The sequence below is a fragment of the Paenibacillus xylanivorans genome (assembly GCF_001280595.1).
Lineage (GTDB): Bacteria > Bacillota > Bacilli > Paenibacillales > Paenibacillaceae > Paenibacillus > Paenibacillus xylanivorans.
On sequence record NZ_LITU01000059.1, the window covers coordinates 469,675 to 483,499 of the forward strand.

Annotated in this window: 13 protein-coding genes; 5 read left to right on the plus strand and 8 right to left on the minus strand. The window is 47.0% G+C overall.

Features of this window, described 5'->3' with window-relative positions:
- From AMS66_RS15050 to AMS66_RS15070, 5 genes are read left to right on the plus strand one after another with little or no spacing between them, the layout of a single operon-like run.
- On the plus strand, positions 1-957 hold the full coding sequence (locus AMS66_RS15050) for an ABC transporter permease (RefSeq protein WP_053781547.1): 957 nt from the start codon (positions 1-3) through the stop codon (positions 955-957).
- 13 nt (positions 958-970) lie between these two features.
- On the plus strand, positions 971-2,005 hold the full coding sequence (locus AMS66_RS15055; protein WP_053781548.1) for an ABC transporter ATP-binding protein: 1,035 nt from the start codon (positions 971-973) through the stop codon (positions 2,003-2,005).
- Positions 1,986-2,942, plus strand: a complete 957-nt coding sequence (locus AMS66_RS15060) for an ABC transporter ATP-binding protein (RefSeq protein ID WP_053781549.1) — start codon at positions 1,986-1,988, stop codon at positions 2,940-2,942. The genes AMS66_RS15055 and AMS66_RS15060 overlap by 20 nt, the downstream gene beginning before the upstream one ends.
- 31 nt (positions 2,943-2,973) lie before the next feature.
- A complete protein-coding gene (locus AMS66_RS15065) occupies positions 2,974-4,632 on the plus strand; it encodes a peptide ABC transporter substrate-binding protein (RefSeq protein WP_053781550.1) in 1,659 nt (552 codons plus the stop codon).
- A complete protein-coding gene (locus AMS66_RS15070; RefSeq protein ID WP_053781551.1) occupies positions 4,632-5,021 on the plus strand; it encodes a DUF3899 domain-containing protein in 390 nt (129 codons plus the stop codon). Before AMS66_RS15065 ends, AMS66_RS15070 begins: the two co-directional genes overlap by 1 nt.
- 307 nt (positions 5,022-5,328) lie before the next feature.
- Here the strand turns inward: AMS66_RS15070 and AMS66_RS15075 are convergent, their stop codons facing one another.
- From AMS66_RS15075 to AMS66_RS15110, 8 genes are all read right to left on the minus strand, one after another.
- Entirely contained in the window at positions 5,329-5,658 is a 330-nt protein-coding gene (locus AMS66_RS15075) for a GRAM domain-containing protein (protein WP_053781552.1), read from the minus strand.
- A 204-nt stretch (positions 5,659-5,862) separates the two neighbouring features.
- Positions 5,863-6,681, minus strand: a complete 819-nt coding sequence (locus AMS66_RS15080) for a purine-nucleoside phosphorylase (protein ID WP_053781553.1) — start codon at positions 6,679-6,681, stop codon at positions 5,863-5,865.
- A gap of 538 nt (positions 6,682-7,219) precedes the next feature.
- Positions 7,220-8,029: an SDR family oxidoreductase gene (locus AMS66_RS15085; RefSeq protein WP_160319689.1), complete on the minus strand. Its 810-nt coding sequence runs from the start codon at positions 8,027-8,029 to the stop codon at positions 7,220-7,222.
- A 77-nt stretch (positions 8,030-8,106) separates the two neighbouring features.
- Positions 8,107-8,580, minus strand: coding sequence for an MBL fold metallo-hydrolase (locus tag AMS66_RS15090; protein ID WP_082350709.1), 474 nt, complete (start codon positions 8,578-8,580; stop codon positions 8,107-8,109).
- A 186-nt stretch (positions 8,581-8,766) separates the two neighbouring features.
- Positions 8,767-9,177: a MerR family transcriptional regulator gene (locus AMS66_RS15095; RefSeq protein ID WP_053781556.1), complete on the minus strand. Its 411-nt coding sequence runs from the start codon at positions 9,175-9,177 to the stop codon at positions 8,767-8,769.
- 166 nt (positions 9,178-9,343) lie between these two features.
- The gene (locus tag AMS66_RS15100; RefSeq protein ID WP_053781557.1) at positions 9,344-11,653 is read right to left on the minus strand and encodes a glycoside hydrolase family 95 protein; all 2,310 of its coding nucleotides are present in this window, start codon (positions 11,651-11,653) and stop codon (positions 9,344-9,346) included.
- 252 nt (positions 11,654-11,905) lie between these two features.
- Complete coding sequence (locus AMS66_RS15105; RefSeq protein WP_201782180.1) at positions 11,906-13,030, minus strand: AbrB family transcriptional regulator; 1,125 nt, start codon at positions 13,028-13,030, stop codon at positions 11,906-11,908.
- Positions 13,030-13,758, minus strand: a complete 729-nt coding sequence (locus tag AMS66_RS15110; protein ID WP_053781558.1) for an MBL fold metallo-hydrolase — start codon at positions 13,756-13,758, stop codon at positions 13,030-13,032. The genes AMS66_RS15105 and AMS66_RS15110 overlap by 1 nt, the downstream gene beginning before the upstream one ends.
- Positions 13,759-13,825 lie beyond the last annotated feature (67 nt).

Genomic DNA, 13,825 nt, shown 5'->3' on the forward strand with positions numbered 1-13,825 from the left:
ATGAAAGCTACAACTACAGACCCCATTACATCGGACCCTCGCTTCGCACCGGCAGATCGAAGCCAGTTGAGTGCGAACCGTATAGCCAGCCCGGGTCTTCCCTTATGGAAACAACGTACATACAGTATTTTTCGCCATCGATTATCTTTACTTGGCTTGTTGTTGCTCGTTGTAATTATTGCGCTGGCTCTGGTAGGTCCGTTACTGGTTCCCTACTCGCCAAGCTCACAGTCCCTACTCAAGACCAATCTGCCACCCTCGGCTGATCACTGGTTTGGCACGGATGATCTCGGACGGGATATGTGGGCCCGTACCTGGTCAGGAGCTCGTATATCGCTGCTGATTGGCTTTACTGCTGCAGCCATAGACCTCGTGCTTGGTGTCCTGATTGGCGGAATCGCCGGCTACTGCGCCGGACAAGGACGGACAGGCGATCGAATCGACAGCCTTTTGATGCGAATCATTGAAATTTTGTACAGTATCCCGTATTTGCTGGTTATCATTCTACTTCTTGTCGTTATGAAACCGGGATTGTTAACGATGATTATTGCCCTGTCCATTACGGGTTGGGTTGGTATGGCCCGCGTCGTCCGAGGTCAGATCCTGCAATTGAAACAACAGGAATACGTGCTCGCAGCGCAGAAGCTCGGCACATCCCATGCCAAGATTATTTTCAGGCACCTGCTGCCTAACGCGGCTGGAATCATTATCGTCAACCTGACCTTCACGATTCCCTCCGCTATTTTCTCCGAATCCTTTCTGAGCTTTTTGGGACTCGGTATCCAGTCACCCATCGCCAGCTTGGGGACGATGGCCAACGATTCGCTTGGGGTCATTCTGAGCGGACAATGGTGGAGACTGTTATTTCCCGGTCTAATGATCTCGCTCACCATGTTTGCATTTAACGCTTTCGGTGATGGGCTGCAGGATGCTTTTGATCCGCGCTCCAACCGTTAAGGAGGTTCACACCATGAGTCATTTACTGGAGGTCAATCATTTAAAGGTCTCTTTTGCCACACGTGACAAAGAACTTGAAGCTGTAAGAGATGTTTCTTTTCACGTCGATGAAGGAGAGACACTTGCCATCGTCGGCGAAAGTGGGAGTGGAAAAAGCGTAACCGCCCGTTCCCTGATGGGTATGTTTTCGTCACCGAACGGCCGCATTCGCAGCGGCGAAATTCGCTTTGAGGGGCGAGTTATCAGCGGATTATCCGCTAAAGCCATGCGCCGAATCCGAGGCTCCGAGATCAGCATGGTATTCCAGGACCCCATGTCTTCTCTGAATCCAACGATGAAAGTCGGTAGTCAAATCGGCGAGGGACTCCGCAAGCACCGCAAACTATCACCCAAAGATGCCCGGGCCAGATCTGTAGAACTGCTAAACCTCGTGGGTATTCCTGATGCACCAAGCCGCTATCATCAATATCCTCATGAATTCAGCGGCGGAATGCGTCAGCGGGTTGCCATTGCGATGGCACTTGCCTGTGATCCTAAGCTGCTGATAGCCGATGAGCCAACGACCGCTCTCGACGTTACTATTCAGGCGCAAATTCTGGATATTCTAAGCAGCTTGCAGCAGCAAACAGGCAGTTCAATTTTGCTGATTACCCATGACCTGGGCGTTGTCGCCGAAGTGGCTCACCGCGTTGCCGTCATGTATGCAGGCACCATTGTGGAGACCGGCACGGTAGAGGATATCTTTGATAGGCCACGCCATCCATATACGTGGGGACTGCTCCAGTCCACCCCGCGACTGGATGATACAGAACATGACAGGCTAATTCCTATTGAGGGCTCGCCCCCGGATATTGCTGCGCTCCCGCCTGGCTGTCCGTTCGCAGACCGATGTCCGCACACGATGGATATCTGTTTGACGGAAATGCCTGATGCAACCATATTTTCATCAAAACACAGTGCCAGATGCTGGCTAAACGATCCTCGAGCTCCTCGAGTGGATGACCGTATCCCGGCAGAAAGGAATGAGCATGACCGAATCTATAATTGAAATTCGCAATGTGAAGAAGCATTTTCACGGCCCGTCCAATCTGACCGTCAAATCGGTTGACGGCATCAGCCTGAACATCCGTCGGGGAGAGACACTCGGGCTTGTCGGCGAGAGCGGCAGCGGCAAATCTACACTAGGTCGAACCATCGTGGGGCTGCTGAAAGCTACGGAAGGACAGATTTTGTTTAACGGACAAGATATCGGACAGGCCAAGCCGCGTGAGAAGCGGGAGTTGAACCGCCATCTGCAGATGATCTTTCAGGACCCGCACGCTTCGCTTAACCCGAGGCTTCGCATCGGGGATATTATCGCTGAGGGGCTGGACGCTTACAAGTTGGCACGAGGAGCAGCTCGAAAAGACATCATCGCGGACTTGTTGCTGCGCGTCGGGCTTCACCCGGATCACGCTCACCGCTTCCCGCATGAATTCAGCGGAGGACAGCGCCAGCGCATAGGGATAGCCCGGGCACTTGCCGTCAAGCCGCGTTTCATCGTAGCGGATGAACCCATTTCCGCGCTGGATGTGTCCATTCAGGCACAGATCGTCAATTTGCTGAAGGATCTGCAGCGTGAAGAAGAACTGACGTATCTATTTATCGCGCATGATCTGGCTATGGTGAAGCACATCAGCGACCGGATCGGAGTCATGTATCTAGGTAAAATGATGGAACTGTCCGGACGGGACGATCTCTTTGCCAATCCGCTCCACCCCTACACTCAGGCGCTGCTGTCGGCCATTCCCGCCGCACATCCCCGTTTAAAAGGGCAAAGGGAGCGTATTCGCCTCCAAGGAAATCCGCCCAGTCCCATTCATCCCCCGGCGGGCTGTCCGTTTCATCAACGATGTTTCGCCGCGATGGATGTTTGCGCAAACCGCATGCCTGCCGGAAGGGAGGTCGAAACAGGACACTGGGTAGCATGTCATCTTTACGAATAACACGAATTAATCATTAATGGAGGAATGAACAATGAATAAAACAAAAACGAACTGGGCCGTCTCTCTCTTGCTGGCAGCATCCGTTGCCTTGAGTGCCTGCTCCAGTTCTACAACCGACAATGGTGAAACTGCTTCAAAACCGGACAATCAGGCAGCAGCGGCAAACGTTGAGCAAGTACTGAACACCAATCTGGCCGGTGGAGAACCATACACACTGGACCCTGCACTGGCATCTGATACGACATCCTACTGGGTGATTGATAATCTGTATGAGGGACTGTATACATACGACAAATCAGGCAAAATCGTTGAAGGCGCAGCCAGCAAAGTCGATGTATCGCCGGACGGTAAAACCTACACGTTTACCATTCGCGACGATGCAAAATGGTCGAATAATGAACCTGTAACTGCCAAGGATTTTGAATACTCTTGGAAACGTGTATTGAACCCTGCGACAGCCGCTTATGACCCTTCTTCTCTGTATTACATTAAAGGTGCAGAAGCTTATAACACGGGAAAAGGAAAAGCTGAGGATGTCGGCGTGACCGCCAAAGATGATCATACACTGGTGGTTGAGCTGAAATCTCCGTTGGCCTTCTTCCCAACCATTGTCGTTGGCCATGCTTATCTGCCGGTTCAAGCTTCCGTTGTGGACAATAATGAGAAGTGGGCAGCAGAAGCCGATACGATCGTAGGTAACGGTCCTTACATTGCCAAGGAATGGAAACACAATGAGCAAATTACGCTGGCTAAAAATGATCAATACTGGGATAAATCCAACATCACGATGGATACCATCCATTTCAAAATGGTTCAGGACTCCAACACGTACTATCAACTGTTCAAAACGGGTGAGCTTGACCTGATCCTCTCCCTGCCAGTGGATACCCTTGATCAGGAGCGGAACAATGCGGAGTTCCTGTCCCATCCTTCGTTCAGCGTATATACCTACTCTTTCAATGTGGAGGAAAAACCTTTCACGAACAAAAAGATCAGACAGGCCCTCTCTTATGCACTTGATCGTGAAGCGTTGACGACAAGTGTAACCAAGGGTGGTGAAACACCAGCTTTCGGATATGTTCCTTACGGCGTAACAGCACCATCCGGCAAAGATTTCCGGGAAGAGGCGCCAACCCAATATTATGCGTACGATCCGGCAAAAGCCAAAGAATTGCTGGCGGAAGGATTGAAGGAAGAAGGCTTGTCTGCACTCCCGACAGTTACCTTCAAATACAATACGTCCGACAAACACAAAAAAGTAGCCGAAGCCATTCAGGAAATGCTCAAAACCAATCTGGGTATTGAAGTCAACTTGGAGAATCAGGAATGGAAAACATACATCGATACCTTCAAGCAAAAGAACTTCCAAGTCGCACGTATGGGCTGGGAAGGAAACTTCCTCGACCCGCTGGGTGTGCTGGAACACTACACATCGAAGAACTCCAACAACTTCACCAACTGGAGCAATCCTGAATACGACAAGTTGATTAGCGAATCCACGTTTGAGCTTGATCCAGTTAAACGGTTTGAAGAGCTGCATCAGGCGGAGGCCATTCTAATGGACGAACTGCCAATTATACCGATCCTCTTCTCTGCCGACACTGCATTGATTAGTCCAAGTATTGAGGGCGTTATCTTTGATACTCGTTCCAACCCGGATCTCCGCTTCACCAAGCGGGTATCCGAGTAATGTTTATCCGTTACGCTCTGTCCGGTCTAATAGCGGCCCTGGCCGCCTATCTGCTGGACTTCTGCGGAATACTAGGCGGCTCCGGTGGCCTACATGAAGGTTCAGACCAGCTGTTTGTCGCCGGTCTGATATGTCTCTTGGCCGGAACAGCAATCCATGTGCTGCAAAGCGGGTTCATGAACCCTTTTCTGCAAGGATTCGGCGATCTCAAGCGCATGTTTGTTAGAGAATCAAATGCCCTACAACGGGAAAATGAACGGATTCGCACCCAGACAGCTCTGCCGTTCTGGAAAAAGTCCTTACTCCGCCAGCTCACGGTCTATACCTTGGGCGGCGGTTCAGGTCTGATTCTATGTTCACTGCTGCTGCTCTGGCCCGCATCCTATTAAATCCAACATAAAAGAATCGCTCCCTGGTGCGGCTTGATGCCTGCACTCCAGGGAGCGATTCTTTTGTTTTTCATTAAACATAAAAAGAGTGTATCTCCCTAGAAAGCTAAATAAAAATATCATAGAATTAATGCGTGTCTGAAAGAAGCCTTCCTAATATAGTGCATCAATATTTTTAAACTTGCTCACTCTCCTTTTGCTCTACAATGATGCTATTTAGATTGAAAATACCCTGGTCTAGGCCAGGGTAACTCCGTTCACTTTATTCTCCCACATTTTTTTGGTTTATGTACTTCATCTCAAGCTCTTACATTATTTCGTTATTAATTCTCTTGGCTTGTACAATCTCCTTGATAATCTTAGAGCGATTCCAGACAACAAACTTGAAGACATGTCCACTGTCCAATGTAATGGTAATTCCATTAGGGATTAGTCCCCATGTCGCACTTTTCTCAATCTTAGTCATAGCCCAGATCTCGATTTGAACCCATTCCGTCTGAAAATTCAGGCCATGAGGAATAAAAACTAATCGTTCATTAGTAAGGAAAAGCTTCCCTCCTACTCCTTCAAAACCTCTTAACCAGTTTGCTTGAATCCTTTCAAAAATGACGTACTCAGTAGGGCCCAATTCTTCCATTTCTATCAGTCTCCTTTTTCAGCCTAAAGCCGATCCTTTTTGCTTCAATCTTTATTATTATAGGTCGTTTTGACCGATATAGGAATATTTTTGCACATGTTCATCTTGTAAAAAAAGCACTGCCCAACGGAATCACTCCGTCTTGGACAATGCTACAAACAAGAGTACTTTGAAAGGAAAGGAAACATCCTTCTCGATTACAGATTACATCTCTTTCAGAATACCTTTAACCAGTCCGATGAAGGTTGTTTTCACTTTTGCCGCAACTTCAATCACTTCATCATGACTTAACGGCTGATCCAGAATGCCGCAGGCCATATTGGTCAGACAGGAAATACCCAGCACCTTCATGCCGCCATGAATGGCTACAATCGCTTCAGGTACCGTCGACATACCCACAGCATCCGCGCCCATCGTACGAATCATGCGAATCTCTGCTGGAGTCTCATACGCCGGACCACTCCACCATGCATACACCCCTTGCTGCAAACCAACATTCTGCTCCTCCGCTACCTTCATAGCAATACTGCGGAGTTCACGATTATATACCTGTGATACGTCCGGGAAGCGCACGCCCAGCTCGGCATTATTCGGCCCCATCAGCGGATTATTGCCTACCAGATTGATATGATCTGTAATCAACATAAGCTGTCCAGGTTCGAAGCTGGTATTAATCGCTCCACAAGCATTGGTGATGATCAACTGCTCGACACCCAGTGCTTTCATAATCCGGACCGGGAACGTTACTTCATCCAGCGAAAATCCTTCATAATAATGAAGGCGTCCTTTCATCGCTATGACAGTCTTACCCATCAGTTCTCCGATGACCAATTCGTTGGCATGACCAATAGCCTCGGATTGAGCAAAATAAGGAATGTCCGTATATGGAATGACGGTAGCATTCTCGATCTCGTCCGCGAGCGCTCCTAGCCCTGATCCCAGAATCATGCCCACGACAGGCTTATCATTAATACGGTTTAATAAGTAGTCTCTGGCTTCCTGAATATGTGCGGATTGATGCATAAATATATTCCTCCTGATCATCTGAGTTTGGATTTAAGTAGGTACTATAAACCAAGTGTAATGAACAATAGTGGACATGTAAATGGGAGCCGGATAAAGAAGGACTCTGCTTCTCTTCCCGAAGCTGGTTAAGGTTTCGATCAGGAAAAATGAGCTATCTTCGCATTGTAGAAAAAAGGGCCCGCTCGCTCCACCGTCTCATATCGGATTTCTATGATTTGTTCCGCTTGGAGTGGAGTCTGGCTCCATCATAATGTCCTTTTCAAAATGGCGTTCCTGTGATTGAATATCTAGGGGATAACATTGGACTTCATAATCATACCATTTTGTCTCTGGCTGTCTTGGTTCTTACGGTGTCAGATGTCCTCTTAGGGTTAAATCATCTCAAAGATTGGGGCGCGAAAATCATACCTTTCTGTGCTTTGGCACAACGATCAATGTTGTCATTACTATAATTACTAGCTTTTATAAATAGATGATGGATTCTTTATTATGCAAAAGAGGAGCGGATGTATTATCCACTCCTCTTTCTTTCAAATTAATCTGCGCTTGCTGTAATGTGTTCCCACTTGTCATATTCCTCAAGCATACCATTCAGCTGCGTACGAGCCATCACAAGTCCCATGCTTCCGAGCGCAAGTCTTCTTGGAGGATTCTCTGTGCCGGCAATATCAGCAACGGCTGACATGGCTTTTTCAACATCGCCATAAGGCGCGGTCTCAGCAAGATCATTATACCAATCATACAGCGGTTGATAGTCCGGGATATCGCTTGTAATTTCTTGAGTATTTCCTTGGAAACCTGTCTTGAATCCTGCAGGCTCTACAAGGGTAAGGTTTACGCCCAAGCCCTTAACCTCAACTGCCAGACCTTCACTCAGGCTTTCAAGCGCTGCTTTAGAGCTACAGTAGATAGACAGCGTCGGCAAGCTTTGTACGCCGCCCATAGATGAGATATTGATAATGTGACCCGAGCGATTTTCCCGCATCTGTGGAAGAACGGCTTGAATAGTGGTCATTACACCAAACACATTCGTTTCATATTGCTGACGTGCTTGGTCAACGGATACTTCTTCAAAAATACCTGCTTGAGCATATCCGGCATTATTGAGCAGCACATCAATTCGTCCATATTGGCGCGTTACCGCATCCACAACCTCGTGGGTCATTTCCTGATTAGTAATATCCAGGGCCAGAACTTGTACATTACTATATTGGCTAAATTCAGCGGCAGCTTTCGATGTATCCCGCATGGTAGCGACAACATTCCATTCACGCTTCGCAAATTGAAGAACCAATTCTTTGCCGAAGCCTGTTGATGTACCTGTGATTAAAATGGTTTTACTCAAGTGTATTCCCTCCAGATCACGAATTGAGCTTGGCTCGTGAGTTATCGTAACCCTTAAAGTTCACTTTAAGGCAAGCATTATTTTTTAATGGACTCCCACCAGTCCAGCTCTTTAATCTGGCTCGAATCTACGCCCCATTTTGTCAAATGTCCAGCGACCCCTAACGGAACGATAAATTGTTTGACCTTTCCTTTTAGCTTACGGATAGACTCATAGTCCAGATGATCATAATGGTCATGCGATATCAAGACAACATCAATGTCAGGCAAATCCTCAATCTGTGCTAGCGGCTTATTGCTATATCTCTTTGGCCCCGCGAAAGCAACGGGGGAGGCGTATTTATTGAATACTGGATCTAGCAGCAGCTCCACTCCACTGACCTTCATCAATAAGGTCGAATGACCAAGGCACATAACTTGATCCTCGTTACTATCTGAAAATGCTTTTGCATCAAAGGGCTCCATTGGAAGACTTCCCTTTGGTCGGCCATTTGGGTTTCCTTTTATCGTATCGTATAGGGCTCCAGCGGTATCTTTTAAACTATAATCCATCGATGTCGGTATTTGATTGCGAAACTTCCCATCGATAAAGTTAGCGGATTTCTCTCCTGCTTTCTTATTCCGATGAAAATTTTTTTAACCATGTTAGTATATATCTTAAAGTGCACTTTAAGGTAAGTTTTTGATTACAGCAAAGCCACCCTATTCTTACACAGAGTGACTTGTCACAATCTCGACTTATATGGTTGTATCTAATTCCCCGATGTACGTGAGAAAACGTTCCTCAGGATTTCCCTTTTCTATATCGTTATACACTTCAAGCTTCTGACTAACGGCTTCAAAAGCCTCATTTAGCACTTGCTGCTTCCTCTTGATCTCCGCTTGATGGGCTTCTAGTATGGCTCTGCGCTGTCCGATCGTTTCATCTCCCTGCAAGGCAAGATCAACGATTTTTTTCAAATCCGCTACGCTCATTCCTGTGGCACGAAAACATGTTATTAAGCGAATCCAGTCTATATCTCTTTTTTCAAAAAGGCGGTTGCCGTGAACATCCCTACGAATATCGGGTAATAGTCCTTCTTTATCGTAAAATCGGATCGTAGGAGCAGGGCAATTTAATTTTTCTGATACTTCCTTGATTGTAAACAAATTACTCTCCCCCAAGTCCAGTTCATAAGATGTTTCAGCTTGCTCTATTATAAGCGTTAAACTGAACTTTAAGTCAAATGCTTATAACCCCAGACTGTAGGTCTGGGGTTACTGAAACTAAGGGTGTGGACATCCACCTCTGTAATCTAGTTAGGATATCTACTCTTTACTGTATTCGCAGTTCGGAATCCAATCTGTAGCTGCGCCCTGCTTCATAGCTGAACGGTAGATTCTGTTCACCATAGCGGAGCGTGGTGTTTCCCGTAGCCAATGTGCGGACTGACACCTCATCCAATTGTCCCTCCGACCAGATGACGTCTATCTCCAAGGCTCCTCTTGCACGAAGTCCTTGATATTGCCCTGAAGACCATGATGACGGTAGGGCTGGCAGCAAATGAAGCTCCCCTGCATGACTCTGTAGCAGCATGTCCGCGATCGCGGCCGTTCCCCCAAAATTGCCATCCGCCACATAGATAGGACTCTCCGCTCCGCCAATACCAGGCTTCGAAAAGGTCATCAAGTTATCAAAGCACAAGTTTCCAACCAGATGTGAAATCTGCTCATAAGCACTTTCTGCATCATGTAGACGAGAATAGCAACCCGCAAAGGCAGCAACCGTAAACTCCACATCCTCATGATTGTTGGTCGATTTACGAGACTCCAAGGTAACACGCGCAGCCTCACTAAGCTCAGGAGTATGCTGCGGTGTGATGCGATAAGCTGGAAATAGACTGTGTAAATGGGACAGATGACGGTGCTCAGGCTGTGCCTCAACGTAATCCTCCAACCATTCCTGAAGCTGCCCTTTCTGGCCGATCTGAAGGGGTGGCAGGAATGCAATGGCTTTTCTCAAATCCGCTTGAAGCTGCTCATCAACCCCAAACTTCTCTGCAGCCTCCAAGACAAATTCGAACAGATCGCTTACCAATACCTGATCGAGCGTTGTCCCCATGGACAGATAGTGATGCTTCTGCGTGCCATTGGCATGGAAGGTATTTTCCGGGGAGATCGAAGGTCCCGTAACAAGCCAGCCATTCTTCGGATGCACAACCATATAATCTAGGAAGAATAAAGCGGATTCTTTTAGAATAGGGTAGGCTGTTTGACTTAAGAATTGCTCGCTCAACGTAAATTCGTAATGATCACGCAGCTGCATGGCAAGCCACAGGCCACCTGTCACATTAAGTCCCCAGGAATTCTGCCAAGCTGGGGCTGTAAATCCCCAAACATTGGATACGGTATGCGCCACCCAGCCGTCACTACCATAGAAATCTTGAGCCGCTGCTTTCCCACTCTCTGCTAGCTGTTCAATGTAACGAATTAAAGGCTGGTGAGACTCAGACAAATGAGTCGTTTCTGTCGGATAATAGTTCATTTGCGTGTTAATATCAATGTGGTAATCACAGGTCCAGCCCATCCGGCAAGCCTGATCATCATTCCATATCCCCTGTAAATGCAGCGGCAGTGGCGAATCCTCTCTTGCGCCACAGAGGGTCAAATATCGGCCATATTGGAAAAACAACGCGAATAACGTAGGGTCCTCACCTTTGCCCTGTGATAGATTGCGGATTCTTTCGTCCGTAGGTAATAGCGTTAGTTCAGATGTCCCAAGCTCTAAACTGACTCGGTTATACAGACTGTTATAGTCCGAAATATGATCCAATTTAAGATACTCATATCCCTTGGCTTTCGCTAATAGGTTCCTCTTGTTTCCCACGCGCATCCAGTCGTCGCCGGTCACACCATAGTCTGTATCTATTGCAAAATAAATAATAGCTTCCTTCGCGTTCGTAACCTCAATCGATCCGGAGTCTCCACTAATAAAACCAGCCTGGGTCTCAACGTGCATGCTTCCCTGACAACGAACGCCACATTCACCGTCGCTATGCAGTTTCTCAAGAGCTTGCCCCTTAAAGGAAATTCTACCTTCCCCCTGTGGCTCGTTCCAACTTTCGAATAGATCAGTCTTGCCTTCCAAATGGATATTGAATGAAATGCCATCCGGAAATTCGCTCCACAGCCTGCAAACGATAAGTCCATCTGCATGGGAAGCAAACAGCTCGCGGTGCACCTTTGAGCCCTCTATTTGATAAGTCGTCTTCGTGATTGCGTTTTCAAGATTAAGCTCTCGAACAACATCTTGTCCCGAAGCTTTAAACTTCAAGATTACATCACATACAGGCAGATTAGTTCCAAAATTCGCCTTGCTCGGCTCTAATAATTGGCTCGCTAATCGCTCGCCGCCTTCGTAATCTCCATCGAAAAAGTGCTGTCTCAGTCGTGCCAAATCATCCTTGCCTGAGGAAAGGCTCGTAATAGGTTCTCTTTTTCCAGACCAATAGGTCGATTCAGTAATGTTCCAAACTTCTTGTTCTGCTCCGCCATACACGATTGCAGCTAATCTTCCATTTCCGACCGGAAAGCCTTCGGACCATGAAGTCGCTGGTTTGTCATACCACAATTTCTGTGTACTCATCACATGCTGCCTCCATAAGTATCTTCATTTGATAGTAATTATATTAATGGTTTTCTCCTTAAAAATCTTTGCACGAAACTATTATTTTTTATCTGAAAAGAAGATATGATCGCTGTGTTTCTCGTAGAAATATAAGGATAATTTATAGCGTGGAACATATAAATTCTTATAGTTGGACAATAAAACAGCTAGAGCATATAAAAATTTGCCCTAGCTATCCAAATAGTTCCATGAAGAATTCAACTTATAGACTTAATTAGTAACCTGTTTTCCTTTCAGCATTGACCGGAAAGCCAGCTTGAGCAATGGCGGAACAGCAAAAAAGATAAAAAATGTTCGGAAGAGCTGATAACACGTAACAATCGACAGATCGCCGTTCACTTCCTTGGCAATGAGGGCCATTTGGTCCATACCACCTGGCGACAAGCCGAGAAATGCTGTGACGATTGTGATGTCATGCATTCGCGTCAGCAGTAGACTTAGCCCCATGGAGATCCCAATCAGCAGCACTCCGCTTAGTACTGATAGCAGAATGATTTTGGTCTTGTTCTTCAGACTTTCCAGATCCAAAAGCAGCCCAATGTAGCCCCCGATCATCAGCTGTGAAAGACTGAGCACAAAAGGTGGCAGTGCATGACCTTCATATCCGGTCAAATTAATCAGGATCGTGCCAATCATCGGTCCAAGCAGAAATGCCGTTGGGAGCTTGATCTTTTTAGCAACGAACGCACTCAGTACGCATACTGCGGCAAAGACCCAAATATGCGGTGATAATGTAACAAATCCAGTAGATCCGCTCGCAACAGCAGCTACAGCGCTATGGTTGCCACTCACATGAAACAATGGGCTGAAGATCAGCAGCGGTACACAGAAAATAATCATCATTAGCCGGGACACCTGCAAAAAGGTGACGACAGTGATATCAATGCCCTTCACTTCTTCGGCCAACGTAATCATCTGACTGAGGCCTCCGGGAATGCTGCCCATGAGCACCGTTGGGAAAGGAATACCGGACAATTTCGAAATTAAAAACGCGATGGCCCCGGCACATAACAGCAACAAAGCTGTAAATAGAACCATAGTTGGTAGCTGAAGTCCGATCTGCGTTAAGGTCGACAAGGTGAACGAAAGCCCCAGGGTATAGCCGATGATAATCATGCCGGTATCGCGGACTTGTCCAGACCAGTATAAGGTGATTCCTTTAAATAATCTGGAGCCGATCACGAGGAACACCATGGAGCCAAGTAGCCAGGGAATTGGCATATGGATCAGTTGAAAAACAAATCCACCAAGGACAGCAATGGCAAAGGTCATCACAAAACGGCCCCACTTACTCTTTTTCCACAACGCAGCCCGGGCTTCGCCGGTACCGTCCATTACAGGTTCTCCGTTATTTTATCTAGGGCCTGTTGAACATCCCCTTTAAAAATGCCTCCATGGTAGCAAATTACAGTCTCTATTGGATAAGCCTTCAGCGTGCGGAGTGAGTCCAGCGCCAGTGGCATATCTGGCGTAACTGCCGGATTAGGACCTATCAGCTTACCGTCTTCAACATTTAATGCATCACCTGCAATGAGTGTCTTACTAGGCTCATGGTACAAGCTGATATGACCCGGCGTATGCCCTGGTGTATAGACTACTGTCAGTCCGCCTCCGAATGGCAGCTTTTCCCCATCTGTCAGCAAGTCGGTTACATTCTTTTCTTTTCCCGAAAAAGTAGCTTCAAATGCAGATGCAAGATCCTGCGGAAGAGAGGCGATAAGTCCCTCCTTACGTTCCCCGCTGAACTTAATCATCGGCTTAAGTCCATCGATATAAGGCTGGTCATGCACATGGGCATATACCTTAACACCTTCACCCTTAAACTGTGGTAGGCTACCTACATGATCGACATCCTGATGGGTTAGAATAATGGAATGAGAGGCCGCAGGGTCAATTCCCGCTTGGGTCAAAAGCTCCGTAATTTGGCCGTAAGAACCAGGCATTCCGGTATCCACCAATACATAAGATTGCTCGTCACGGATTGCCACCGGGTTAATAACAAAATCATGCTCGCCCATCTTAAGAGTAAGCACCAGCATTTCAATCTGTTCGTTAATTTTCATATTGCGCCAAAGCGAATGCTCTGGCTCACCTCCCTAGAAATAAAATAAAAAACTCACAGGTTCATTA